Origin of the sequence: Streptomyces hyderabadensis (assembly GCF_020404845.1) — a bacterium.
Lineage (GTDB): Bacteria > Actinomycetota > Actinomycetes > Streptomycetales > Streptomycetaceae > Streptomyces > Streptomyces hyderabadensis.
The window spans coordinates 1-21,733 of record NZ_JAIOJZ010000038.1; the positions used below are offsets into that span (position 1 = coordinate 1).

Genomic DNA, 21,733 nt, shown 5'->3' on the forward strand with positions numbered 1-21,733 from the left:
TCGATGATCAACACCCCGGGCTGACGGGCGACCGACCGCCTGGCCGGCCCGCCCCTCCACCGCCACGACCAGGGAGATCTACGGACTGGAGCCAGAGATGACCGACCACCGCATCATCGCTGTAGAGGAACATTTCACCACCCCCGAATTCCTCAGGTGCGGGTTCGTTCCGTTGAACGGAGAGTGCGCAGCCGCCGCAGGGCTTTGACCTGCGGAAACGCATGCTCAATTGGTGCCTGAGGATGTCTAAATAGGCATCCTAGGATGCCGATACATGGCGCCAGTGGTCATGTCGTCAGTGGTTGTCGTCAGTGGTCATCGAAGGAACCAGCCGGTTCTCTCGACGACCCGTGGCGACATGACGCAGTAGGTCAGCGACATGATGGTGCGAGGAGGATGGCGAAGAAGCTCGCCGAGCACAAGATGCTGCTGGTGGCCGACGTGATCGGCCGGACCGTCAAGTACCGGGTGACTCCGCACATCGTCTCCAGCCTCTCTGGACGGGAACAGTCCGAAGAGGCAGCCGCCTACCACCTGCCGACCCTGCCGGGCCGTCCGGCGCAGCGACGAGGGGCCTGACCATGGCACGCAACAGTTCATATTCAGAGCTCGAAGCCCTGCAGGCGCGTATAAGCGATCTCTCGCATCTCCAGCAGAACGTGCTGATGACCTATGCGATCCTGGGCGGCCTGGACAACAGCGTCGAGCGTATCGCGGCCGAGCTGGCTGAGCTGATCGGCGTGCCCGCACCGCACTTCTCCCGGGCACGCCGCGAACTCGAGGCAGCGGGCTACCCGGAGTGCACGCACACGATGGGTCAGGTGAAGTTCTTCAGCTTGGGCGAGGCGGCGACCGCGCGTCAGGTCGTGGTCCCCTGCTGAACCGACCGACCGGCTGAGCAAGCACCGCAGTCGCGAGAGGTGCGAGAGACCCAAGGGTCTCTCGCACCTCTCTCGACATTGGGACTGTGCTGCGTCTTGAGCACAGCAGCCCAAGCAGCCTCACCAGCGGGCAAAGGCGTGAAACGATCCGATTCTGGAGTCGGGTCGCTTCTCCGCAAGCCAATCAGTAGGAGCATCACTGGTCTGCCGCGGCAGGCAAGTGTCACGGCGTGATAATCCCGGCCAGCTGCCGAGGGCCGCCGAGGCCCGGCGGCGGAGCGGGAGACCGCTAGACCATGTGAGGGAAGTAGCTCGTCGTATGCGGAGCGCGCCGTCGCCCTCATCGTGCGATGGACTCCTCAAGAGAGGGATCATGGATGGGTTCTGAGTAGCTCGATCAAGCGAGGAGCCGTCCCATGGCACATCCCACCCAGCCCCTTTCGCGAGCCCTCGTACTCGGCGGGGGAGGTGTGACAGGCATCGCCTGGGAAGTCGGCGTCCTTGCAGGACTCAGTTCCCGGGGCATCGACTGGAGCAGGGCCGCCTCGGTGATCGGAACCTCGGCGGGCTCGTTCGTCGGAACCGCCGTCGCCAGCGGCTACGACCTGGAGCGCCTCTTCGCCTCCCAGCTGGTCCCGGACGAGAACGAGGTCGACGCCAAGGCGTCAGAGGCCACCATGAACGCCTGGTGGGCGGCCCTCGCCGAAGGCGGCGACGATCCGCGCAAGGTCGGCGCGGCGATGGGACGCATCTCCAAGGCGAACCCCGAGCCCGTGCCCGCAGCCACCCGACGCCAAGTCGTCGCCTCACGCCTGGTCACCACCGACTGGCCCGCCAGCTTGAGGGTCACCGCGATCGACGCCGATACGGGTGAGCTGCATCTGTTCGACGAGCACGCGGGCGTCTCGCTGACCGACGCTGTCTCCGCGAGCGGTGCGGTCCCCGGCGTCTGGCCTCTCGAACACTTCCTGGGCCGTTCCTGGGTGGACGGCGGCATGGTCTCCACCACCAACGCACGCCTGGCCGCCGGCCACGACAGGATCGTCATCCTGGCACCGATGCCGGACGGCTACGGACAGATTCCCGGTGCGGCCGCGGATGCCGAAGCCTTGGCGGAGCAGGCCGAGGTATGTCTCATCGCGCCGGACGAACAGAGCGTCGAGGCCATCGGCCCCAACCCCTACGATCCCCAGCGCCGTAAGGCCGCAGCACAAGCTGGCCGAGCCCAGGGCGAGGCCCTGGCCAACAAGGTCGCGCTGCTGTGGTGAAAAGCCGCGCCACCCGCGGAGGGAACGGCTATAGCCACTCGCCGATCGCGGCGATCAGGACGGTGGCTTCGAAGCGGACCGCGAGTTGTCCAACCGGGTGGCGACCGCCCGGTTGCGCTTGAGCCGGTTGATCCTGCCCTCGACCCCGGGCCGGGCTTTGTAGTCCTCGTGGTCGAAGGCAGGAGGCCGCCCGCCGGCCTTCCCGTGCCGTTTGCGGTTGGCGGCCTGGTCGGCAGGCTCCGGGATCGTGCAGCCGATTCTGCGCTTTCGAAGGTAGGCCCGGTTGGCGCGGGACGGATGGGCCTTGTCGCCCCGCACCCGCAGCGGACGGACACGGGGACGGCCCGGTCCGGTGCGGGGCACCCGGACGGCATCCAGGACGGTGGCGAACTGAGAACTGTCACCATGCTGACCAGCGGTGACCAGCAAGGACAGCGGCCTTTGCCCTTGCTCGCAGGCCAGGTGGATCTTCGTGGTGAAGCTTCCCCCGGACCGGCCCAGGCCATGGTTCTCGGGTTCGGCGCTGGCCCCGACCGGTGGCTCGTTCGGGGCATCGCCGTCACGGCGGGCGCCCGCAGCGTGCTGATGTGCCCGACAGATCGTGGAATCGACGTTGACCTCCCACGTGATCAACCCGGCCGCGGCCGCCCGGACCTGCAGTCCGGTCAGCAGCTCGTGCCAGGTGCCATCCCGCTGCCAGTGGCGGAAGAGTCCGTAGACCGTCGCAGCCGGCGGCGGCCGGCCTGCTTGCGATGTCCGCGGGACTCGGCACCAGCGTCCTCGTCGGTCAGCGCAGTCCCGAGTCCGCCGCCGCAATCCTGGACGACCAGCTCAACCGCGTCTTCCGCGCGGTCGATGCGGCCGGTTGACGCAACCGTTCGAGCCCCTTGAGGGCGTAACGGCGGAAGCGGGTGTACACGGTCTTCCTCGGCCCGTAGCGTTCCGTCGCGGCACGGGGTATCAGTGGAGCGAGTAACTCCCACTCCTGGTCAGTGAGTTCATGACGACGTACCACGACACCATGATCCACCACCCGGCTGATCTTTGAAGACGGACCCTAGTTCCTGCGGCGCCTGTTGGTGATGAAGAGCGTCGCGCCTCCCGTCGCAGCGGCCCCTGCGGCGGCGAGGAGGAGGGACTGGGTGCCGGCCGCGCCCGTCGCGGCGAGTCCCGGCCTGGACGCGGCATGGGTCGGATGTGCCGTCGGGGTGCCGCTGGGCTCCGCCTTGTCCGCGACCTGGAGGGTGAGTGTCGCCGTATTGTCGTCCAGGTTCGCTTCTGTCCCCGGATGCTCGGACAGCACTCTGGCGGAAAGGCGCAGGGTGCTCCCGCGTGCCTCGGGAGCGACTGCGTAGCGGAGCGTCAGGGTGAAGGTGCCGCCCGGGGCCACGGTGTCCTGTACGTCGCACCACTCGCCTACATCGTCCCCTGGCAAGCAGTTGGCGAGCTCGTTGTCTCCGTCGCGCCGTAGCCACTGGTCATGGCCAGGTGAGCTGGTGAGGAAGACCCTCATCGTGTCGGGTTCTCGGCCGTGATTGGTCACCGAGAGCCGCGTGGTGACCTGCCCTCCGGGCTGGACGGATGTGGTGGGCTTGGACCACTGCGGGGTCCAGTCGGCGCCCGATTTCACGAGTACGGTCAGGCTGGCGGTGTTGTCCTGCGGGTGTGCGTCCACTGCGTCACCGATGTCGGCTGTCTCCGTGATCGTCAGACGGGTCCCCTCAGGCACACCGGCCGCGGCTCTGACCCGTACCCCCGCCTCCCCGAACTTGTAGTCGGGCTGGGCGGCATGGCATTTGACCTCACGCAAGTCGGCGGACGCCGCCGTGCAGAGCGGCGGGCCACCACCGACCGTCTCCGGCTCTTCCGGCACGAACGTCAAGCCCTTGGGCAGGTGCACCAGGAAGAAGAGCGGTTTGACCGAGCCCGTCTTCATCCACACGCGCGCCACGACGTCGATGGTGTTGCCAGGCGCTACCTGCGGGCGGTCGAATTCCAGCGCCACGGCGGCGTCCACCGGGCCTGTGTCGGCCCGCGCCGTCACCGGCCCGACCGCCATCAGAGCGCCGGCAAGACCGCAAACCACCGCGACCCTTTGAATGAGTCCCCGTCTCCGGTCCACCGCGGCGTCCTCCTCGCACTGTTGCTGATCAGCATTCACGAGGAAGACTCCCGGAAGGCGCCGGAAGTTGTGTGCAGCTGCCGGTGAGATGGCCCTCGCAGGCGGGACCGCGAGTCCGCCGACCTGGCCCTCACCGGTCCCGCACACCCGCGGCCCTGCATCGCCGACTCAAGTGCCTGAAGAATCTCTCCCCCCCCGCATATCGATTTCCAGACCTGACCGACTCCGAGATCGCCGCAGTGGCCATCGCGTATAACGAACGTGTCAATCTCGGTCAGCTCCTGTCCCCGACCTGCTTCCCGACTGCAGTCGTGAACGTGGACGTCGGTCATGTCACTTGTCCTACCCGCGACGTCGGACGACTGATCGCCTACACCACGGCAAGGGACATGCCGTGCCGAGTTCGGGCAGCCGGAGATCGGGGCGGTAGTGGGCACCGGAGTCCAGGGTGATCGCCTCGGGTTCGTACTGCCACTGGATGCCATAGCACATCCAGGCCCACGCCGACGCGGCCGACGACATCGACTGGCTGGTCCAGATCGACTCCACCATCGTCCGCGCCCACCAGCACGCCGCCGCCACCGGCTGAAAAGGGGGCGGCATCAGCAGGCCTGACCGGCGATCCGCACGCAAGCCAAGACAGCGAGCCGACAGTGTCACTAGCGCGGCTGCGTGTTCCGCTGCTGGGCGCCGGCCTGCTCCAGCGCGGTCTCGTAGGCGTGCAGGGCGGTGATGACGGTGGCGCGTTCCGCGGGGGCGAGGCCCCGCATGACGTGTTCCCAGGCGGAGGCGCTGCCGGAGAGCCATTCGCCGATCGGGGCGGCGTAGGCGGGGGCGATGGCGACGATGCGGCGGCGGCGGTCGGCGGGATCGGCGGTGCGTTGCAGGACGCCCGGCCGTGACAGCTCGCTGACCATGAGGCTGACGGTCGTCGGTGCCACCTCCAGCCGCGCGGCCAGCTCGTTGACGCTGGTGGGGCCGTCGTACTCCAGGTGGGCCAGGAGTGCGAGGTGCCGCGGTGCCAGGTCGAGAGCCTGGAGCGCCGGGGGGATGGGCAGGCGCTTGGCGCGGCCCACGAGGCGCGGCATGAGCAACAGCAGGGTGCGGACGGCCTCATTGACGGCTGGACCGTCCGATTCCGTGGACATCGGCTATCTCTCCCATATATCTTTGAAATCAAAGGCTTTGGATTCAAAGGGAATGAGGTTCACTATGCCCCATCTGACGGTCCACCTTCCAGAGAACAGGCTGATCGGGAACGAGCCCGGGCTGATCGCCGCCCTGACCGACGCTGTCGTCGACGTCTATGGCGACTGGGCCCGCGACCTCGTCGGCATCCGCCTGGCCGGTGTCCCCGCAGGCCGCTTCGCGCAGGGCGGCAAGGCCGTGGACACCAGCGCCTCGGTGATCCTGGGCGTCCGCGCCGGCCTCTTCGACCTCCCCGACGCCGACCAGATCACCGCACGCCTCGGCGCCGCGCTCACCGACGCGATCGTGCGCGTCCTCGGCGATGACATCCGCGCCGGCACCATGGTCGAACTCGTGGCGTCACCGCCGGAACGCACCTTCGTCGGCGGCGCCCTCGCCGCGTGACCTTCCGCCGGGCCACCTCACGACCCGGCGGTGCTCAGGCCCGGGAGCGGAGCGATAGTACGGGTGGGAGGCGGGGACCGGGCTGCCTACGACGTTCAACTCGCGGGCCAGCGGAAAGCGCCTGATCCCCTTCAACGGGACCGCTCTCACTTCCCCGCCGCCTTCAACGGAACCGACGCGTTCCATCCCTCTCGACGGAGCCGAGAATTATCACGGCGTGATGATCCGGGCCGGACGTGACCCGTCTCGCTCAAGCTGAACCTCTGGGCTGTGACCAGCGGTGGTTCAGATTGAGCGAGACGGAGGCGCGGCTGGCGTACGCTCAATCTGTCATCTGAGCGCCAGGTGGACAGGGTCAGCGGACTGATCACTGACGCCGACCCTCACGACACAGTCGTCGAACCGACCGGCTCGGCACGCATCCAGAGCGCCGACCCACCTTCACGATGGCCTAGTCACCCACAGGAATTGACCATTGCGAGCGGGACTTCCGGTCACGGATGAAAGTGAACCTCGACAGCGCGCGCTGTAGGTCGGATGGATGATGCTGAAGCACGCCGTCTCGCCCTGAGCTATTGCATCGGCCTGTGGGCAGCAGGTGTCAACAACGTCGTCGAGAGTGACGCTCGCCAACTGCCCTACCACGTTGCGCTTTCCGTACGAAGCCCGCATCGGTTCGAGAGCGTCAACAAACGGGCGGCGTTGATAGCGGACACGCTCGTCCTCACCGACGCTCCCGGGCGTCAATCGCCCGGCTCCCCAGTCTGGCAGGGCGAGCACACAGCCGACTTTGCTCCGCTCCAGGTAGCCCGTACACGTGCTCGGCGCTCCCTGCTGTGCACTGACCCGCAACATCAGCAAGTGCTGGCGGAATGGCCAATGGCCCGCTGGTCGGGCGGCAGTTGCCGTCGTCCTCCAGGCCGGAGGTGCACACGGATACCTGCAGAGTGGAGAAACCAGGGAGGATTTGGTTTCCGTCAACGGCGCCGCCCGTACCCCGGCAGTTGCAATGCCGTGGTCAGGGCGTTGCCTTCGCGGCGCGGGTGGATCGGCCGCGGAGCTCCGCCATGTCGGTGACGTCGCTGGAGGACGGGTGGTCCTCCAGGGCGTCGGCCAGGCGCACGGCCTCTTCGTCCGTGGCGGTCAGGGCGCTCTTGTCGCGGTCGACAGGCGGAGGTGACCGAGCGTTTTGGATGGCCAGTGGAGCGGGTGGATCTCGCCGACCGGGCCATGGTGGGCCCAGCAACCATTCCGACCTTGCACGGGTCCTGTACTGCAGGCCCTGGGCGGGGTGAGTGGTGCTTGAGGACGGGGGAGTCCTGTGCGAGTCCGGCGGGTGGCGAAAGGGATCAGCGAGTTCCTGCTGGAGACGGTCGGGGAAGCCGTCGCCGAGGCGATTCTCACCCTGCTCGCCTGCGCCCTGCTCGTCGGCCTGGCTCTGATCGTCTACCTGAGCTGGGCATTCAGCCCGCGCCTGACCATGGCGGGCGCCGGACTGCTCAGCCTGTTCCTCGCCCACGGCGCCTGGAAGATCTTCCGCGATCCGGCGAAGGGCCGCGGCCGTCGGGGCCTTGCCGCCGCGACCACGGCAGGGTTCACCCTGACCGCCGCGACCGCCGTGTTCCTGCTGTTCTACGGAACAGGATGCGGCTGCATGTGAAGGCAGTTCTTTGCCGCAGGCCTCGTCGCCTTGCAGCCTGACCTGCTCGAATGCCATTGCTCAGAGTGGCCGACCATCGCGCTCGCGTGTCCGGGTGCACGGCCGGCCGCTATGTATGAAGACAATCTTCGTAGGTAACCTTCATACCTGCTAGGCTGGACCCATGACCGAATCCGTTGACCTGGCGCAATCGCTGCGCGAGGTGTTCGGCCGAGCCCAACGCACGCTGCGCGAACAGGGCGGCCGGATGGGGCTGAGCGCCAGCCAGTCCGAAGCCCTGGGGTACGTCTCTCGCGAGGGCCCGCTGACGATCACCGCGCTCGCGAAGCGGCAGCGCGTCCGTTCCCAGTCCATGGGTGCGACGGTCGGTGTCCTTCTCGAGCAGGGACTGGTCACTGTCACTCCAGACCCCAATGACGGCCGTCAAAAGGTTGTCGCCGTCACGGACGAGGCGCGGGCCTTGATCGCCGAGGGCCGCGCTGCGCGCACCGACTGGCTCACGCAGCAACTCCAGGACCTCTCACCGGCCGAGCGGCAGACCCTCGCCAAGGCTCACAAGATCCTCGACCGCTTGTTCCCTTAGGGAGTCCCTATGCCCGTCACCACCCTCGATTCCCGGACCGCTCTGGTCGTCATCGACCTCCAGGCCGGAAGCATCGGCGTCGACATGGCGCCTCACACCGCTGCCGACGTCGTCGCCCGATCCGCCCGGCTCGCCGTCGCGTTCCGCGACCACGGCCTGCCGGTGGTTCTCGTCAACGTCGCGGCTGCCCCAGGCGTGCGCACCGACCACAACCCGGAGGGCGCGCCGTTCGTGATGCCCGAGCAGGCGTTGCCGGTCGTGCCCGAGCTGGGCCAGGCCGGCAAGCGGATCACCAAGCGCACCCCGGGTGCCTTCACCGGCACCGGCCTTGAGGACTACCTCCGCAGCCAGGTCGTCACCCAGGTGGTCATCACCGGTGTCGCCGCCACGGTCCAGCAGGCGTTCGAACTCGGCTTCCACGTGACCACCCCGACCGATGCGATGAGCGACCCCGACCCGGCCCGGCACGAGTTCTCGGTGACCCACCACTTTCCCCAGCGTGCGGAGACCGGCAGTACCGAAGACGTCATCGCGCTGCTCGCCGCGCGCCCGGTGACGCGCACAGCCTCCGCGCTCCACCGCTTGGCGAAGGCGCCCGACCGGCAGCCCGAACGCTGAGCGGGGATCCACCGGTGCACGCCCCCGAGGGGTGCGGGAAGGGAGTTCAGCATGCCGTCACAGACGGCTTCCACCACGCCGGCCCGCACGGCACAGGAGCGCGCGTTCTCATGGCGGTTCCTTACGCCTCTGTACGTCGGCTCGGCACTCAACCCGGTCAACAGCTCGCTGATCGCTACCGCCCTGGTCCCGATCGCGCACGGCATCGGCGTGCCGATCGGGCAGACCGCCGTCTTGGTGACGGCCCTGTACCTGGCCAGCGCGGTGGCGCAGCCCACGGCCGGGAAGGCCGCAGAGGTCTTCGGGCCGCGCCGCGTCCTGCTCGCCGGGATCGCGGCTGTAGGAGTGGGCGGGTTGACCGGCGGCGTCGCCCCAGACCTGCTCACCCTGCTGATCAGCCGCGTTCTGATCGGCATAGGCACCTCGTGCGCCTACCCGACGGCCATGCTGCTGATCCGCAGCCGTGCCCGCGAAGCAGGCTTGGAACAGCCGCCGGGCGGGGTGCTCGGCGGTCTCCAGATCGCCGGCGTCGCCACCGCGTCACTGGGCCTGCCGGTGGGCGGTCTCCTGGTCAGCGGCTTGGGGTGGCGGGCCGTCTTCCTCGTCAACGTCCCCGTCGCCGTGCTCGCTCTCGCCACCGCTCTGGCCTGGGTCGCGGCCGACGGGCCGCTGAAAGGACTCCGACTCCGCGAGGTCGCCTCGCGCCTGGACGTGACGGGAATCGTCTGCTTCGCCGCCGCGATGCTGACCCTGCTGGTCTTCCTCTTCGAACTCCCCACCCCGCACTGGTGGATCCTGGCGCTGTCGATCGTGCTGTGGGCCGCCGACACCCTGTGGGAACTGCGAGCAGCCAGTCCCTTCATCGACGTACGCCTGCTGGCCACTCGCCCAGCGCTGACCAACACCTACGTGCTCTTCGGGCTGGTCATGCTCTGCCAGTACGTCGTGCTCTACGGCGTCACCCAGTGGGTCGAAGCGGTACGCGGCTACAGCGAGTCGGCCTCCGGACTGCTCCTGTTGCCCATGACGCTCGTCTCGGGGGTCGTGATCGCGCTGATCTCGCGCCGGAACATGGTGCGCGGCCCCGTCATCGCCGCCGCCCTGACCGCCCTGATCGGCTCCGCCGGTCTGCTCCTGCTCGACTCCGGCGTCTGGATCGGCGTCGTCGCCGTCCTCACCCTCGTGTTCGGCGCCTCGACGGGATTCGCCGTCGCCGGCTACCAGACCGCGCTCTACAGCCACGCGCCGCAGGAGCACCTCGGCACCGCCGCCGGTCTGCTGCGCACCTTCGGGTACGTCGGCTCGATCGCCTCCTCCGCCATCACCGGCATCGTCTTCCACCACCAGGTCAGCGACCACGGCATCCATCTCATCGCCTGGATCATGATCGGCATCAGCCTGGGACTCACCACCCTCACCCTGGCCGACCGAACCCTGCGAAGCCGCCCGGACCAGCCGACGGAGACCTGAAGCCGTACGCCCGCCTCGCCGAAGGCCACGTCAACCGGTCAAGATGCTCAAGTGCCAGATACTCGGCCCTGCCGGCTCGCACTCCCCGCCCTCAGTGAGCGTCCTCCTCACCTCGCAGACGAACCAGGTCGGCCCTTGGCCGCCGGACCGACTCGACCCAGGCGACCACAAGGCAGCCGAATTCGGCGAGGTGCGTGAGAGGGATCGTCTCGGCGACGGCGAAGAGTGCCAGCAGGTCGTCCGCAGGCCTTGCACCGCTGTCGCAGGCCGGGCACAGATCCGCCTCCCGGAAGCCCTCGACGAGGTGCCCGGTGGTGTTCGTCCACGAATGACCGAACCGGACACGGAGCAGGGCCTCGCCTCCGCAACGGGCGCAGGGCGGCACCTGGTCGAAGCGGAGGGTGATCTCCTCGCTGTCGGTCATGCCACACCGTGCCAGGTGTCCTGACCGAAGGAGCCCTTGGTGTCGGAGGCGATCGTGGCCGCGTTCACCTTCGACCGGAGCAGGTAGACCGTGGTCTTCTGCGGACCGCGTACGAAGAGGTGGACGGGGCTCTCGCCGGGGTGGGCGCCCATGATCCGCCTGAGCTTCCTGACCATCGGCTCGTTGACGCGGGGGTACGGGAACGCCAGCTGGACCGGTGCTGCTCCGTTGCGCTCGAGGGCCTCGATCGTGCCGTCACGGTCGGCGAGGTTCACGATCGCCCAGGCGTTGCCCTGCTTGGTCACCTTGTTCTGGACGCTGGTGATGAGCCCGGCCAGCCGCACCGTTCCCTCGGCCCGCCCGGAGGCGAGCAGGTCGCTGATGGTGGTGTTCCGGTGGGCGGCGAGGATGTGCTCGGTGCCGTCCAGGGGGTGGGCGGCGACGTACATGCCGAGCATCTCCCGCTCGGTGGACAGGAGTTGCTTGCGCGACCACTGGTCGTTCGTGGGGTGTTGGGGTGCTGGGGACGCCGGGGGTGTGGGGGAGGGGGCAGAGGCAGGGCTGGGGATCCGAGGCGTGGGGGGGGCGTCGCAGGTATGCCTGACGTCCCAGCGAAGGTCGCTGCCGAGTACGAAGTTCGCCGCCGAGTACGGCGCCGCCTGCGCCCGGGTGGTGGGGCCCGGGCTCGGAGCCAGGCTCGTTACGGGGGGGCAGCTCCAGGACTTCGGTGCGTGGTCTTGGGCTGGCATACCGGGTGGCCGGTCGAAGCACGGGAGTCGTTCGGTCGGCGCTGCTGCTCTCGTGCGAGCAGATTGGGCGTGGCGATTGGCCTCCACACGTGGAAGCCGCCGGTTGGCGTGTGTGCCGTTTGCCGGAATCTGTGAAAGTCGCCTAAACCGTGCCTCAGCGGCTGTAAAGATGCAGGTCAAAGAGCCTGCTCCCCGCACCCGCGGGGATGGTCCCGACAGGTGGGTCCTGGTCGAGCGAACCTACGTCTGCTCCCCGCACCCGAGGGGGGCCTTATTCACGAGTAGTGGTTCTGCCCCACTTTCGCGTTGATCACGCCGGAGCTCGGCCGGGTCGCGCCCGAGTCGGTCATCGGCCTCCATGTGAACGCCGCCTCCGTCGGCTTCCCGGCAGGACGGTTGCTGTGGGCCTCGGCCGAGCTGCGCTGGATCCCGGAAGTGGGTGAACTTGGTCCTGGCGCTGGAACGGACGCTTTCCAGCTGGATGTAGCTAGAGCGTGTCTCTTTGATTGGTGGGAGTGAGGACTTGCGTCGGTGCGGTGTGTCGCGGTTTCCCACGAAATCCTGTGGAGTCTCGGCCGCCGGAAGTGGTTGGGTCCTGCTCAATGCTTCGCTGACACGGTCCGGCACAGTGCGAGGCGCAAGGTCCGACTCGCAGGCGCGCTCTAGCCCGCGTGTCGTCGAGTGATGGAGGTATCGCGGTGGCTGGTTATGGGGCGCTTTCCGACGTGTACGAGTGGCTGATCGGGGACGACAAGTTGACCCCCGCCAAGGCAGCCGCGGTTTACTACAGCGATGCCGTGGGCTCTCTGCCGCCCAACGCGCGCGTCCTCGACTGCTCGTGTGGAACCGGCGAGCTCGCCATCGGCCTCGCGAGTCTTGGCCTTGACGTGGTCGCCGCAGACGCCAGCAGCGGGATGGTTCGCCGGACCGAGAAGGCCGCCGACGAGCAGGGTGTCTCGCTTCGAGCACTCCGCGCGAGCTGGGACGAGCTGCCCGACCACCTGGAGGACTCCACGTTCGATCTGGTGTTCTGCGTCGGCAACTCGCTCGGGCACGCCGAGGGCGCAGCCGGGCGCCTGAGCGCACTGGAAGCGATGTCGCGGCTGCTGAATCCGGGCGGACGACTGGTGCTCCATTCACGCAACTGGGAGCTCGTGCGCTCCGCCGGCTCACGGGTAGACGTCCGCGATCGACTCATCCGCCGCAATGACCGCGATGCAGTCGTGAGCTACTACTGGCAGATCGCGCAGCGCTGGGAGGAGGAACACTTCCTCGAGATCGTGGTCGCCCAGCTCGAGCCGGATGGGGCAGTGCGAACCTGCTCGGAGCGGTTGTCCATCTGGCCCTACCGGTACGAGGACATCGTGGCGCAGTTGCGGAGCGTCGGGCTCACGGTGCAGTCCACCACCTTCGACCCTGAGAGTGATGAGTACATGGTGGTCGCCAGCCGCGAGCAGGGACTGTCTCGATGAACCGTTCTCGGCAGGTTGAGGGGGTGGTTACTCTGCTGTGGTGCCGAAGAAGACGGAAACGGAGCTGGAGGTAGACCTACGAGGTCGGTCGATCGAGACCCTCGATGACTTCTGGGACGCCGTCGCCGAGCCCTGCGGGCTGCCGGAGTGGTTCGGCCGGAACACCGAAGCTTGGCGCGACACCATCCAGACACGGGGCATCTCCGATGTCATCGACAGCTACGACGTCTTGGTCGTCCACGTGGACAAGCGCGGAGTCTTCGCTGCCCGGAATCGTGAAGCTCGCGCCCTGCGGAGCGCATTCGCGGGGCGGCAGTCGCGGCCGCTGCTGAGGTCAAGGTCTTCCCAGTGGACGCCCAGAAGTTCTCCCTTGCGAAGTCCAGTACGTAGTGCGAGTTCGTACAGGGTGTGGAATCGGTCGGCGCAGGTCGCGTCGAGGAACTGGCGAGCCTCGCTGGCGCTGAGGGGCTGGAAGCGTCTGGGCCGGGGCGTGGTGGTCTGACGTTGCGGGGCAGTTCGTCCTCCCGGACGGCGTGCTCCAGGGCGGACTTGAGGACCGAGTGGACGTAGGCCACGGTTGCGGGGGAGAGCCGCTTTTCGCAGCAGTCGCCGATCGCGCAGCAGCGGCGGGTGGTATCGAGGCTCTGGGCGCAGCACCGGCAGATGCTGCGGAGCCGGTCAAGGTGGATCCGTACGTCCTTGGACGTGAGCCGCGCGAGCTTCTTCTTGCCGAGGCATGGGATGAGATGGAGGCGGATGCGGGCCGCATAGCGTGTGTGGGTGTTCTCGCGGAGCTGGTGGACGGCGACGCTGTTGAGCTAGTACGTGAGGTAGTCGCCGACGGTGCTGTCGGCTGCCGCGGTGGGGAGGCCGCGGTTGCTGTCGGCGATCTTCTCGGTGAGCTTGGCCAGGGCTTCCTTGCGGGTGTTGCCGGGGGGAGGAGGACGTATCCGGCAGCTTCCCAGCGGCCGTCCTTGCGCTGGTAGACGGTTCCGTCGCCGTTGGCGCGCACGCGGCGGGAGGCGGGGTTGTCGCGGGGTGTGGTCATCAGGCAGCGTCCTGTTCGAGCCGGGTGCGGATGAAGTCGGTGAGGGCATGGACGGGGATGCGGCGGGAGCGGCCAAGGGTGATCGAGGCGAGTTGCCGGGTGCGGAGCAGGTCGTAGACGGCGGAGCGGCCGAGTTGGAGTCGGGCCATCACCTGCGGAACCGTCAGCAGCTCCTCGGGCGTGCTCGGCCTTTGGTGCGCGGTGGGTGCCTGCATGGTCATCAGTAGCCCCCCTCGGCGATGAACTGCCGTGCGAGTTCTCTGCGGTGCCAGACGGCGGTGCCGAGGAGCGTGGCGCCGGGGCTGTAGCCGGTGCCGAGGTAGGCCCAGTGGCCGACGACGAGGGTGGTGGAGTAGCGGCGGGACTTGGTGGAGAGGTGGCCGCGGAAGCCGAGCATGTGCGCCCACTTCCAGAGCTTGAGGTTGGCGAACTCAGGCAGCTTGCCTAGCTCCCAGCAGGTGCGGATCATCTGCCGCCCGTGGCGTGCCACCGCGAGGCGAGGCAGTGGCCGGGCCTGTCCGGTGCCGTCGCAGGCGGTGCAGGGGAGTGGGGTTCCATGGGGCAGGAGGGTGGCGCCGCGGCCCTGGCAGGGGCGGCAGAACAGGGCGCGGTCGAGGGCGCCGGAGGCGTCGGCGGACTTGGTGGCGTACTTGGCCACGGCCTGGTCGGTGAACTCGACGTCAATGCCGAAGGCTGTGATCTCGCGTACATCGAGCTGTTAGCCCCAAGCGAGTTCGCGTTCCCCAACCGCATCCGACTCGACCGTGACGCGGACCCGTGCAGCGGCGGCGCGTACGGCGTCGGCGAGCACGGCGGCGGGGGCTGGCTGGTGCCGTCCGGGCCATCGAGGCGGATGACGGCGTGGAAGTGGACCAGGCCGCGCTGCTGGTACTCGGCGACCTTGGCGAAGGAGATCCGCAGGACCGCGTGAGCGGCCTTCTGGGTCATGCCGAGCCGGGCGGCGAGCTCCCGGCGCAGGTAGGTGGTGAAGCGGGCCCGGGCGGAGGCGTGGGCGTTGAACAGGACCGCGCCCGCGTAGTCGTACGCCGCGGGGTTCAGCGGCGTCCCGATCAGGGGATCCGTGGAGTCGTGGAGCTTGCGGCAGCGGCAGGGCCCGGGGATGCCGTTCGCGTTGGTGGTGGGTTGTGGACGGGGCCGAAGGACGGCGGGGTGAGGGTGGCGAAGACGCGGGGGTGGGTGCGGACGGTGTCGGGGACGGTCTTGCCGCCGCAACCTCATGGCCATGGGCATGGCACGCACGTAAGGGCCCGCCCCTGCCAGGGCTGACGAGGAGGGGGAGCCTCGACCGGCCGTGCCCGGCAGGGACGGGAGTTGGGTAGGTCGGCGCGGTGCGGCTCCTGAGCGAGCGGGACAGGTCACGTCCGCCGCCAGGTCCGCCAGGGCCGGGTGATGATCTCCCGGTAGGTGTGGTGGGACGGGCTCTGGCCGCAGTGCCGCAGCACCCAGTTCTGCGGTTCCGCGAAGTCCTCGCTTGACGGTGAGGTCTCTCCGTCCCCGACGCACTGCCTCGCGTACAGGACCGCCTCCGCGTCCGGCTCGCGGTCGGGCTGGAGCGTCCAGGTCTCGTACCGCAGGACCGAGCGAGGGGTCACCGTCCCCACCTCGGATTGGCCACGGCTACCTTCGCGCTTAACTCCTCCGTCGGAGTCGGCGTACGTATGTCCTCGGGCGGCACGTCCCACTCCAGGCCACCGCCTGGCGGTCGAAGCTGCACGTACCGCCCCACATGTCCCATCACCACGCCCACCTTGCCGCTCCGCCGGTCGACCATCAGGGCGCCGGTACCGGGCGAGACGGTGTGCCCGTAGGCATCAGGGGTGGGGGCCGTCATCTTGACCACCCCGGCGAGGCGGGGCGCGACCGGGCCTCCAGTTGCTGGGCGGGAACACATGGGGTGGCGCTCATTCGCACGGTGACGCTCCTCGGCGGCGTTGATGCGTGCCCCTGGGCCTGTTGGTGCCGCAGGGTCGGCACCGATCCTCACGCCGGTCAGCGGGACGAAGGAACCTCCACCAAACCCCACTTCGGGACGTCCTGCACCGTGTAGAACGTCCCTGGTGCCGCCCTGAGACGAAGGGGGAGACTCGTGTCGAACGAGAGACTACGAGCCGTCATGGCGGCGGGAGGCTGGACGTACGCCGCACTCGCTCAGCAGGTCGAGGTCGACCCCAAGTCGGTCGAGCGCTGGGTGAACCTCGGGCGTATCCCACGTCGTGCCACCGCCCTCCAGGCGGCCCGAGCCCTGGGAGAATACGTGCACGCTCTCTGGCCGGCGCTTCGCCAGGCCCGCCCGCCCGCGCCATCAGCCCCGAACTGGTGGCGCTCTACGAACAGCGGGCCGATATCCCCGTCTCGAAGTTCACCCGACCTGATGGCCCAAGCCCGGGAACGGATCGACATCCTCGTCTACGCGGCCGTCTTCCTCCACGAGGCGTACCCGCGGCTGAACGAACTCCTCACCGAACGCGCCGCCGAAGGCTGCACCGTCCGCATCGCGATCGGGGACTCCCGACAGCGACACCGTCCAAGCCCGCGGCCAAGAGGAGCGATTCGGCCACGGCATCGAATCCCGCTGCCGCCTCGCACTCATGCACTACAGGCCGCTCGCCAGCACCCCGGGCATCGAAGTCCGTACCCACGCCACCACGCTCTACAACTCCCTCTACCGCTCCGACGACCAGCAACTCGTCAACGCCCATGTCGGGGGCGTCAACGCCTACGCCGCCCCCGTGTGGCATCTTCGCCGACACGAGACAGGTGGCATGTTCGACACCTATGCCGAGAGCTTCGACGCCGTGTGGACGACGGCAACCCCCGTAAGAGAGGCAGGCTGACCGTGGCCCGCACCGAGTACTACGACGACCCGAATGCGCCCAAGCCGAACAGCATGGTCGTCGCCGCCTCCGCCGTCGTCGCGGACGACCACGGGCGCATCCTCCTCCAGCGCCGCCGCGACAACGACCTATGGGCCCTGCCCGGAGGCGGCATGGACCTCACCGACTCCCTGCCAGGCACGGCCGTCCGCGAGGTCAAAGAGGAGACCGGCCTCGACGTGGAGATCACCGGCCTGGTCGGCACCTACACCGACCCGAAACACATCATCGCCTACGCCGACGGCGAGGTCCGGCGACAGTTCAACGTCTGCTTCACCGCCCGCATCACCGGCGGCCGGCCGGAGATTTCCGACGAGTCCACCGAGCTCCGGTTCGTGCCGCCGGACGAGATCGAGCAGTTGCCGATGCACCACACCCAACGACTCAGGCTCCAGCACTTCCTGGAACAGCGCGAGAAGCCGTACCTGGGCTGAACCGTCTGACGGCAGTAGCGACGGCAACAACCCCGCACAATCACGGAGGTCCACGCACTTCACCGGACCAGCAAACCGCACTTGACCTGCGAAAAAGCAGGTCGAAGGCTTCGTGCAGCACACGTACTATGTGCTGGCGGGCGAGACACCGGTACTCGTTCACAACTCAAACTGCCAGTTCTGGTCGCGGACCGACTACAACGGCCAGCGTATTTATCAGCGGGATGATCTGGTGAATCCGAGCTTTGTTGCCTGCGGACAAGTGCGGTCGGAGCAATCTCAAGAGAATGAAGCAGGGACTCGCCCCGATGGGCCCGGACGGCAAGCCGATGAACCTCCATCACATGCTCCAGACGCAGGACGGGCCGATTGCCGAGGTGACCACTCGATGCACTTCGGGAACCCTTCAACGCCTGGAATTCACAGTACTGGAAGGACCGAGCGGCAGGATTTGATGAATGATGAACGCTGTCGAGGCGAGTGAGCGACTGATCGAGCTGATTTGCGGGAATGATGACATCGCGAACCACGCCGACGGCTGTGACGCAGGTAGGATGGCCGCCGCCGAGAATGATCTGGGTTTGGCTTTCCCTCCCTCGTACCGCCGTCTGATCGAAGAGTTCGGAACCTGGGATATCGCTGGTGAAGAATTTCTTGGCGTATATCAGACGCCCGCCATGGGGTAGAAACTATTGGGCTCCGTAGCGGAAATCCTTGATGCTCGCAGTCTGTACGGAATACCATCCGATCTGATTGTTGCGATGTTTGACGGAATGGGTGGACTTGTTGTTCTCGATTCTTCTAAAGTGAATCAGGAAGGTGAGTATCCCGTCCTCGTTTGGAACCCCGGAGTTGTGGACCGCGAGAGCATGGGGAGGCTTGGGGATGATTTCGGGTCCTTCGTGTTCGCGCTGTGCCAGCGCGCTGTAACGCGCTGGCGAGAGTCCGACTGAAGCTGGGATTTCTTGTACCCCAACTACTCACACCCGTGAACAGCCTTGAGACCTGTGCTGGCCAGGCGGGAGCGGTTGAGGCCAGGTGTTGCGCTGACCGCTTGAGCTCACCAGAGCCATTGGACGGTTGGACGTCGTCATGGGGTGCGAGCGTCGTGGTTCTCGCGGTTTGCGAGGACCTCGGTCATGTGTGTCTGCGCCCAGTTTCTGAGCCCGCGGGTCATGTGGTGGAGCGAGAGGCCGAGGTCGGTCAGCTCGTAGGAGACGGTGACAGGGACGGTCGGCGTCACGGTACGGGTGAGCAGACCATCGCGCTCCAGCGACCGTAGCGTCTGGGTCAGCATCTTCTGGCTGACCCCGGCCAAAAGACGAGCGATCTCGGAGTAACGCATCGCCTTCGGAGCGTCTGCGTGTGCTGCACCGGACTGGCCGGGGCTGCTGTCGCCGCCCAGCGCACACAGGATCAGGACGACCCACTTGTTCGAGATTCGGTCGAGCAGCTGCCGGCTGGGGCACCCTGCCAGGAACGCGTTGTACTCCACCTTGGCCTGAGCCCTCTTCTGGTCCGCCTTCATCGTCGTCACTGATCGCACCTCTCACCAATGGGTGGGTTACGCACTTCCAAGTGCCTACTTCCCGACAGGAAGTTTCTCTCCAATGCTGATGCAGGGGGCCAGCAGGCGCCACCCCCAAGTGCACGACGAAAGGCAACAAGATGAGCACACCCTCCCTCTCTCTTCCCGGCGGCACCTGGACTCTGGGTGACCTGACCGTCACCCGGTTCGGCTACGGCGCCATGCAACTGGCCGGCCCGTGGGTCATGGGGCCGCCCGCCGATCGCGAGGGTGCCCTGGCCGTGCTGCGTGAAGCGGTCGCCCTCGGTATCACGCACATCGACACCAGCGACGCCTACGGGCCGCGCGTCACCAACGAGTTGATCCGCGAGGCACTGCACCCCTATCCCGAGTCGCTGCACATCGTGACCAAGGTGGGTGCGACCCGCGACGAACAGGGCGGCTGGCCCACAGCCCGCCGACCCGAAGATCTGCGCCGCCAGGTCCACGACAACCTCAAGTCCCTGCGCCTCGACGTACTCGACCTGGTCAACCTCCGACTCGGCGACGCCGAAGGCCCCCGGCCCGGCTCGCTCGCCGAGGCGTTCGAGACGCTCGTCGAACTCCAGCAGCAGGGCCTGATCCGCCACCTCGGGATCAGCAACGCCACCGAGGAGCAGGCCACCGAGGCACAGAGCATCGCGCCGATCGTGTGCGTGCAGAACATGTACAACCTCGCCCACCGCCACGACGACAAGCTCATCGACCGGCTCGCCACCGAGGGCGTGGCGTACGTGCCCTTCTTCCCCCTCGGGGGCTTCACCCCGCTTCAGTCCTCGGCGCTCTCGGCGGTCGCCGCCCGACTGGAGGCGACACAGATGTCCGTCGCACTGGCCTGGCTGCTGCAGCGATCACCGAACATCCTGCTCATCCCCGGTACGTCGTCGACGGCACACCTGCGCCAGAACATCGCCGGCGCGGGACTCTCCCTCGCTCATGAGGACTTGACCGAGCTGGACGACATCAGCCGCTGAATGCCCCAGGGCTGACCGCCACTGGCGCTGTTCCCCCCCCGCACCTGCTCGGGGTTCTGGCGTCAGTGGCCGTATGTCCGTTTCGTTGCGATCGCTGCCAGGGTGCCCAGGGTGAGGGAGACAGCCATCACGGCTGCCATGGGCGCGGGGCTCTGGGTGCCGAACAGCCCGACCACGGGCGAGGCGGCTGCACCGAGAAGGAACTGGCCGCCTCCGAGAAGTGCGGATGTGGCTCCGGGGGCGGCCCGGCCGCGACTTTGAGCGATGGTGATGACGGCGGGAAAGAAGAGGCCGAACGCGCTGATGGTGATCAGAAGGCACAGCCAGGTCAGAGGCATATTGCTGCCCGTAGTTGTCTGGAGGAGAAGCAGCGCCACTGCTCCCGCCGTAGCCAGGGCGCCGCTGATGACGAGGAGGGCTTCGGGAGACCGGTGCCTGGTCAGGTGCCCGTAGGCAAGGCTTCCGGCCATGTTGCCGAGGGCGTTCACGCCGTAGACCAGGCTGGAGAGGGCTGGGGAGAGGCGGTAGATGTCCTGGAAGACGAAGGTGGTGCCGGCGATGTAGGCGAAGACGGCGGCTCCGCCGCAGGCGAGGGCCAGCACCGGGGCGAGGACGGCGGGCTGCGCGGCCGTCCCCCCGATGGCGCGAAGGCTGGGCGCCAGGCCGCCGGTGAGGCGGGCCTCGGGTGGGTGGGACTCCGGGATCCAGCGCCATACGCCCGCAGCCAGGAGTACGCCCATCAGGGCGAGGACGACGAAGACGTAACGCCAGGGAACGAGGAGGAGCAGGGCGCCGCCGGCCAGCGGAGCCAGTACCGGGGCCATGGCGCCGATCGCTCCCAGGCGGGAGAACACCGTGGGGAGTTCGCGGTCGTCGAAGAGATCGGTGACGACAGCTCGGGAGACCACGATCCCGGCGGCCCCCGCGACGCCCTGTCCCACCCTCGCCGAGTTCAGCACAGCCACCGTGGGCGCCAGAGCGCACACGAGGGAGAAGCCGGCGAACACGACAGACCCGCCGATGAGGACGGGGCGGCGGCCGACCGCGTCACTGAGCGGGCCGAGGGCGAGTTGCCCGGCGATGATGCCGACCAGGAAGCTGGTCAGGGACAGTTGCGCGCCGGAGGCGTCGGTTGCCAAGGAGCGTGCCAGGTCGGGCATCGCGGGTACGTACATGTCCGTGGCCAGGGGGCTTACGCCGCTCAGTCCGGCCAGCACCAGAAGCAGGCGAAGACGCTTCGGTGCGATGGCGTACGGGCTGGCTGCGTCGGGCGCGGCCGCGGAGCGGGTGGTCACAGTGCGGCGGCCGCCCCTTCTTCCGGACCAGGCGTTTGTGCTCGCCCGGTGGGCCTGTCCAAGGCCGTTTCTGCTGCGGCCACCTGTTCCAGCAGGCCCGCCGCGATCTGCAGTACGGCGCGCTCAGCGGGGGACAGGTGCTGGCGGAGTGCCGATGCCAGCCAGTGGTTGCCGTCCCTCACGTGCTCTCGCAGGGCCTCACGTCCTGCTTCGGTGATGGTGACGTTCTGGCGGCGGGCGTCGACGTCGCTGCGCGAGCGACGGATGCGGCCCTGCTCCTCCAGTTCGTTGAGCACGCGGGTCAGCGACTGTGTCTGCAGTCCTTCGATGGCGGCGAGTTCCGAGGGGGTCAGCGCCTCACCGTGCCGCAGGTTGGCCAGCACCGAGGCGGCCAAGCGTGACAGGGCACGGCTGCTTCCGGGCTGCTCGGCACGCAGTCGAGTCGCGAGCCTCGACACGCCCCACCGCAGTGCTTCGGCCAGATTCAGGTCGGCCTGTCGCTGCAGCTCAACATCGTCTTCCATGGATACGAAGCTACAGCTTTGCTACTCGACGTAGAAGTCGCACTTCCAGCCAAACATTGATAAGCATCAGCTTGGCATCTCGTGTTGCGGCGGGCCCTGTGCTGAGTTCGATGCCCTCGGCGTCCGGCCGCGCTCCTGCGACCGGGCGCAGCCACTC

General features: G+C 67.8%; 24 protein-coding genes and 6 pseudogenes. 16 read left to right on the plus strand and 14 right to left on the minus strand.

Annotated features, from left to right (window positions below; genetic code table 11):
• The first annotated feature begins 396 nt into the window (after positions 1–396).
• The 3 genes from K7854_RS25620 (at position 397) to K7854_RS25630 (ending at position 2,149) form a co-directional block, all read left to right on the plus strand.
• Complete coding sequence (locus tag K7854_RS25620; RefSeq protein WP_226028901.1) at positions 397–579, plus strand: hypothetical protein; 183 nt, start codon at positions 397–399, stop codon at positions 577–579.
• A 2-nt stretch (positions 580–581) separates the two neighbouring features.
• Positions 582–881, plus strand: coding sequence for a hypothetical protein (locus K7854_RS25625; RefSeq protein ID WP_226028902.1), 300 nt, complete (start codon positions 582–584; stop codon positions 879–881).
• A gap of 416 nt (positions 882–1,297) precedes the next feature.
• The gene (locus K7854_RS25630) at positions 1,298–2,149 is read left to right on the plus strand and encodes a patatin-like phospholipase family protein (protein ID WP_226028903.1); all 852 of its coding nucleotides are present in this window, start codon (positions 1,298–1,300) and stop codon (positions 2,147–2,149) included.
• A 28-nt stretch (positions 2,150–2,177) separates the two neighbouring features.
• On the opposite strand, the pseudogene K7854_RS37840 reads toward K7854_RS25630, so the two are convergent.
• Together K7854_RS37840 and K7854_RS25645 are read right to left on the minus strand one after the other, a co-directional pair.
• Positions 2,178–3,164 (minus strand): annotated as a pseudogene (locus K7854_RS37840) (IS5 family transposase).
• Positions 3,165–3,206: 42 nt separating this feature from the next.
• Complete coding sequence (locus K7854_RS25645; RefSeq protein ID WP_226028904.1) at positions 3,207–4,310, minus strand: hypothetical protein; 1,104 nt, start codon at positions 4,308–4,310, stop codon at positions 3,207–3,209.
• 448 nt (positions 4,311–4,758) lie between these two features.
• Here K7854_RS25645 and K7854_RS25650 point away from each other — a divergent pair.
• Positions 4,759–4,848 (plus strand): annotated as a pseudogene (locus tag K7854_RS25650) (IS5 family transposase); the annotation flags it as partial.
• Between the two features lie 82 nt (positions 4,849–4,930).
• Here K7854_RS25650 and K7854_RS25655 read toward each other — a convergent pair.
• Positions 4,931–5,419, minus strand: a complete 489-nt coding sequence (locus K7854_RS25655) for a MarR family winged helix-turn-helix transcriptional regulator (RefSeq protein WP_226028905.1) — start codon at positions 5,417–5,419, stop codon at positions 4,931–4,933.
• A gap of 64 nt (positions 5,420–5,483) precedes the next feature.
• Between K7854_RS25655 and K7854_RS25660 the strand changes: the two genes are divergently transcribed.
• The 5 genes from K7854_RS25660 (at position 5,484) to K7854_RS25680 (ending at position 10,195) form a co-directional block, all read left to right on the plus strand.
• Positions 5,484–5,864 (plus strand): tautomerase family protein, encoded by a 381-nt coding sequence (locus tag K7854_RS25660; RefSeq protein ID WP_226028906.1) that lies wholly within the window; start codon positions 5,484–5,486, stop codon positions 5,862–5,864.
• A 1,336-nt stretch (positions 5,865–7,200) separates the two neighbouring features.
• Positions 7,201–7,524 (plus strand): lysine transporter LysE, encoded by a 324-nt coding sequence (locus K7854_RS25665; RefSeq protein ID WP_226028907.1) that lies wholly within the window; start codon positions 7,201–7,203, stop codon positions 7,522–7,524.
• 163 nt (positions 7,525–7,687) lie between these two features.
• On the plus strand, positions 7,688–8,107 hold the full coding sequence (locus tag K7854_RS25670) for a MarR family winged helix-turn-helix transcriptional regulator (RefSeq protein ID WP_226028908.1): 420 nt from the start codon (positions 7,688–7,690) through the stop codon (positions 8,105–8,107).
• A 9-nt stretch (positions 8,108–8,116) separates the two neighbouring features.
• Positions 8,117–8,725: an isochorismatase family protein gene (locus tag K7854_RS25675; protein ID WP_226028909.1), complete on the plus strand. Its 609-nt coding sequence runs from the start codon at positions 8,117–8,119 to the stop codon at positions 8,723–8,725.
• 51 nt (positions 8,726–8,776) lie between these two features.
• A complete protein-coding gene (locus K7854_RS25680; protein WP_226028910.1) occupies positions 8,777–10,195 on the plus strand; it encodes an MFS transporter in 1,419 nt (472 codons plus the stop codon).
• A gap of 91 nt (positions 10,196–10,286) precedes the next feature.
• Here K7854_RS25680 and K7854_RS25685 read toward each other — a convergent pair whose 3' ends face one another.
• Together K7854_RS25685 and K7854_RS25690 are read right to left on the minus strand one after the other, a co-directional pair.
• Complete coding sequence (locus K7854_RS25685) at positions 10,287–10,619, minus strand: DUF6300 family protein (protein WP_226028911.1); 333 nt, start codon at positions 10,617–10,619, stop codon at positions 10,287–10,289.
• The gene (locus K7854_RS25690; RefSeq protein WP_226028912.1) at positions 10,616–11,077 is read right to left on the minus strand and encodes a hypothetical protein; all 462 of its coding nucleotides are present in this window, start codon (positions 11,075–11,077) and stop codon (positions 10,616–10,618) included. The genes K7854_RS25685 and K7854_RS25690 overlap by 4 nt, the downstream gene beginning before the upstream one ends.
• Before the next feature lie 989 nt (positions 11,078–12,066).
• On the opposite strand from K7854_RS25690, the gene K7854_RS25695 reads away from it, so the two are divergent.
• Both K7854_RS25695 and K7854_RS37845 read left to right on the plus strand, forming a co-directional pair.
• Complete coding sequence (locus tag K7854_RS25695; RefSeq protein WP_226028913.1) at positions 12,067–12,840, plus strand: class I SAM-dependent methyltransferase; 774 nt, start codon at positions 12,067–12,069, stop codon at positions 12,838–12,840.
• Positions 12,841–12,880: 40 nt separating this feature from the next.
• Positions 12,881–13,066, plus strand: a pseudogene (locus K7854_RS37845) (barstar family protein); the annotation flags it as partial.
• A 95-nt stretch (positions 13,067–13,161) separates the two neighbouring features.
• On the opposite strand, the pseudogene K7854_RS25705 reads toward K7854_RS37845, so the two are convergent.
• The 6 genes and pseudogenes from K7854_RS25705 to K7854_RS25725 all read right to left on the minus strand — a co-directional run.
• A pseudogene (locus K7854_RS25705) lies at positions 13,162–13,888 on the minus strand (site-specific integrase); the annotation flags it as partial.
• Complete coding sequence (locus tag K7854_RS25710; protein WP_226028914.1) at positions 13,888–14,109, minus strand: helix-turn-helix domain-containing protein; 222 nt, start codon at positions 14,107–14,109, stop codon at positions 13,888–13,890. The gene K7854_RS25710 and the pseudogene K7854_RS25705, both read right to left, overlap by 1 nt.
• Positions 14,109–14,546: a replication initiator gene (locus tag K7854_RS37850; protein WP_372481068.1), complete on the minus strand. Its 438-nt coding sequence runs from the start codon at positions 14,544–14,546 to the stop codon at positions 14,109–14,111. The genes K7854_RS25710 and K7854_RS37850 overlap by 1 nt, the downstream gene beginning before the upstream one ends.
• A 212-nt stretch (positions 14,547–14,758) precedes the next feature.
• Positions 14,759–15,139 (minus strand): annotated as a pseudogene (locus tag K7854_RS37855) (replication initiator); the annotation flags it as partial.
• 125 nt (positions 15,140–15,264) lie between these two features.
• Positions 15,265–15,510, minus strand: coding sequence for a DUF7848 domain-containing protein (locus K7854_RS25720; RefSeq protein ID WP_308112560.1), 246 nt, complete (start codon positions 15,508–15,510; stop codon positions 15,265–15,267).
• On the minus strand, positions 15,498–15,749 hold the full coding sequence (locus tag K7854_RS25725; RefSeq protein WP_226028916.1) for a hypothetical protein: 252 nt from the start codon (positions 15,747–15,749) through the stop codon (positions 15,498–15,500). Before K7854_RS25725 ends, K7854_RS25720 begins: the two co-directional genes overlap by 13 nt.
• A gap of 273 nt (positions 15,750–16,022) precedes the next feature.
• On the opposite strand from K7854_RS25725, the pseudogene K7854_RS25730 reads away from it, so the two are divergent.
• The 4 genes and pseudogenes from K7854_RS25730 to K7854_RS25745 all read left to right on the plus strand — a co-directional run bounded on the left by K7854_RS25730 (position 16,023) and on the right by K7854_RS25745 (position 17,902).
• Positions 16,023–16,743, plus strand: a pseudogene (locus K7854_RS25730) (XRE family transcriptional regulator).
• Between the two features lie 2 nt (positions 16,744–16,745).
• Positions 16,746–17,216, plus strand: a complete 471-nt coding sequence (locus K7854_RS25735) for an NUDIX domain-containing protein (protein WP_226028917.1) — start codon at positions 16,746–16,748, stop codon at positions 17,214–17,216.
• A 287-nt stretch (positions 17,217–17,503) separates the two neighbouring features.
• Positions 17,504–17,671: an HNH/ENDO VII family nuclease gene (locus K7854_RS37860; RefSeq protein ID WP_226028918.1), complete on the plus strand. Its 168-nt coding sequence runs from the start codon at positions 17,504–17,506 to the stop codon at positions 17,669–17,671.
• A 3-nt stretch (positions 17,672–17,674) separates the two neighbouring features.
• Complete coding sequence (locus tag K7854_RS25745) at positions 17,675–17,902, plus strand: SMI1/KNR4 family protein (protein WP_226028919.1); 228 nt, start codon at positions 17,675–17,677, stop codon at positions 17,900–17,902.
• Between the two features lie 404 nt (positions 17,903–18,306).
• On the opposite strand, the gene K7854_RS25750 is transcribed toward K7854_RS25745, so the two are convergent.
• On the minus strand, positions 18,307–18,744 hold the full coding sequence (locus K7854_RS25750) for a winged helix-turn-helix transcriptional regulator (protein WP_226028970.1): 438 nt from the start codon (positions 18,742–18,744) through the stop codon (positions 18,307–18,309).
• Between the two features lie 140 nt (positions 18,745–18,884).
• Between K7854_RS25750 and K7854_RS25755 the strand changes: the two genes are divergently transcribed.
• On the plus strand, positions 18,885–19,757 hold the full coding sequence (locus K7854_RS25755) for an aldo/keto reductase family oxidoreductase (protein WP_226028920.1): 873 nt from the start codon (positions 18,885–18,887) through the stop codon (positions 19,755–19,757).
• A gap of 62 nt (positions 19,758–19,819) precedes the next feature.
• On the opposite strand, the gene K7854_RS25760 is transcribed toward K7854_RS25755, so the two are convergent.
• Positions 19,820–21,052 (minus strand): multidrug effflux MFS transporter, encoded by a 1,233-nt coding sequence (locus tag K7854_RS25760; RefSeq protein ID WP_226028921.1) that lies wholly within the window; start codon positions 21,050–21,052, stop codon positions 19,820–19,822.
• Positions 21,049–21,576, minus strand: a complete 528-nt coding sequence (locus K7854_RS25765; RefSeq protein ID WP_226028922.1) for a MarR family winged helix-turn-helix transcriptional regulator — start codon at positions 21,574–21,576, stop codon at positions 21,049–21,051. The genes K7854_RS25760 and K7854_RS25765 overlap by 4 nt, the downstream gene beginning before the upstream one ends.
• Between the last annotated feature and the right edge of the window lie 157 nt (positions 21,577–21,733).

Excerpts from the sequence above, each read along its gene's own strand:
- K7854_RS25620 (WP_226028901.1), top strand. The coding sequence starts at position 397 with ATGGCGAAGAAGCTCGCCGAGCACAAGATGCTGCTGGTGGCCGACGTG.
- K7854_RS25625 (WP_226028902.1), top strand. The coding sequence starts at position 582 with ATGGCACGCAACAGTTCATATTCAGAGCTCGAAGCCCTGCAGGCGCGT.
- K7854_RS25630 (WP_226028903.1), top strand. The coding sequence starts at position 1,298 with ATGGCACATCCCACCCAGCCCCTTTCGCGAGCCCTCGTACTCGGCGGG.
- K7854_RS25655 (WP_226028905.1), bottom strand. The coding sequence starts at position 5,419 with ATGTCCACGGAATCGGACGGTCCAGCCGTCAATGAGGCCGTCCGCACC.
- K7854_RS25660 (WP_226028906.1), top strand. The coding sequence starts at position 5,484 with ATGCCCCATCTGACGGTCCACCTTCCAGAGAACAGGCTGATCGGGAAC.
- K7854_RS25670 (WP_226028908.1), top strand. The coding sequence starts at position 7,688 with ATGACCGAATCCGTTGACCTGGCGCAATCGCTGCGCGAGGTGTTCGGC.
- K7854_RS25675 (WP_226028909.1), top strand. The coding sequence starts at position 8,117 with ATGCCCGTCACCACCCTCGATTCCCGGACCGCTCTGGTCGTCATCGAC.
- K7854_RS25680 (WP_226028910.1), top strand. The coding sequence starts at position 8,777 with ATGCCGTCACAGACGGCTTCCACCACGCCGGCCCGCACGGCACAGGAG.
- K7854_RS25685 (WP_226028911.1), bottom strand. The coding sequence starts at position 10,619 with ATGACCGACAGCGAGGAGATCACCCTCCGCTTCGACCAGGTGCCGCCC.
- K7854_RS25690 (WP_226028912.1), bottom strand. The coding sequence starts at position 11,077 with ATGCTCGGCATGTACGTCGCCGCCCACCCCCTGGACGGCACCGAGCAC.
- K7854_RS25710 (WP_226028914.1), bottom strand. The coding sequence starts at position 14,109 with ATGACCATGCAGGCACCCACCGCGCACCAAAGGCCGAGCACGCCCGAG.
- K7854_RS37860 (WP_226028918.1), top strand. The coding sequence starts at position 17,504 with ATGAAGCAGGGACTCGCCCCGATGGGCCCGGACGGCAAGCCGATGAAC.
- K7854_RS25745 (WP_226028919.1), top strand. The coding sequence starts at position 17,675 with ATGATGAACGCTGTCGAGGCGAGTGAGCGACTGATCGAGCTGATTTGC.
- K7854_RS25750 (WP_226028970.1), bottom strand. The coding sequence starts at position 18,744 with ATGAAGGCGGACCAGAAGAGGGCTCAGGCCAAGGTGGAGTACAACGCG.
- K7854_RS25755 (WP_226028920.1), top strand. The coding sequence starts at position 18,885 with ATGAGCACACCCTCCCTCTCTCTTCCCGGCGGCACCTGGACTCTGGGT.
- K7854_RS25765 (WP_226028922.1), bottom strand. The coding sequence starts at position 21,576 with ATGGAAGACGATGTTGAGCTGCAGCGACAGGCCGACCTGAATCTGGCC.